This window comes from Tissierella sp. (assembly GCF_052089545.1).
Classification (GTDB): domain Bacteria; phylum Bacillota; class Clostridia; order Tissierellales; family Tissierellaceae; genus Tissierella_A.
In genome coordinates this window covers 5,880-6,938 of record NZ_JBQDAA010000128.1, presented here as the reverse complement: position 1 = coordinate 6,938, position 1,059 = coordinate 5,880, and the positions used below count along the sequence as shown (strand labels likewise).

At 26.9% G+C, this 1,059-nt stretch carries 2 protein-coding genes; both read left to right on the top strand.

Annotated features, from left to right (window positions below):
• A partial coding sequence (locus ACTHW2_RS09250; RefSeq protein ID WP_442263651.1) for an AAA family ATPase occupies positions 1–400 on the top strand: 400 nt, incomplete at its 5' end.
• Between the two features lies 1 nt (position 401).
• A partial coding sequence (locus ACTHW2_RS09245; protein WP_442263650.1) for a hypothetical protein occupies positions 402–1,059 on the top strand: 658 nt, incomplete at its 3' end.

Here is a 1,059-nt window from a genome sequence, read left to right as displayed (position 1 = left end):
GTTTTTAGATGAACCTACTACAGGACTTGATCCAGCCATTGCAGCAGATATAAAAGATATAATAAAACAAAAAAACAATGAAGGAACAACTATATTTTTAACGACTCATAACATGTTTATAGCGGATGAACTATGTGATAGAGTAGCATTTATAATAGATGGTCAAATAAAAATAATCGAGTCTCCTAAAGCTTTAAAACTTGAATATGGTGATAAACTTGTAGATATTGAATATATAGAAAAAGATGAGATTATAAAAGAAACTTTATCAACTGTAATAGAAAAAGATAAGAAACTGCTTCAAAAAATAATCGAAACACATGATATTCAAACAATGCATACAAAAGAGGCTACACTTGAAGAAATATTTATCAAAGTGACTGGAAGGGGGCTTGTTTAAAATGAAACTCTTTTCTAGTTTTATAAAGGAGTTGAAAATAGCTTCTCGAGGATTTTATTTTTATATTGAAATATTTATGGCCTTACTTATATTAGCTATATTTTTATTTGTAGTACCAGATAATTTTGATAATAAAACATCAGAATATATATATTTAGATATGCCATCTGAAGCTAGTGATATCTATTTAGATTCAATATTAGATGAAACGGTGGATGGTAAATATAGAGATGTAGAAGTAAAAATAGATAAGAAGGAAAAAGATGCTTTACTATATACTACAGAAGATAAAGAAATATATATATTGAATAATAGAAAAGATGTAATATATATGGCAGAAGAAGAAAGAGAAGTTGCTGCTATAATTAATATGGATGAAAACTATAAGTTTAATTATGAATATTATTTACAAGGGTATGAATCTGATAAATACAAAAACCTTTTAAAGATACTTCATGTTGAATCAAATGAAACCATAGAAAACACTATGGATACTCAAGAGGTTAGACCTTTATCAACAAATTATAACTCCCTATCAGACAGGGAAAATATGATACCTTCTGTTTTAATATTTAATGGATCTCTTATGGGACTGTTTATTATAGCTGCATATATATTTTTAGATAAAGAAGAAGGAGTTATAAAAGCACATGCACTTA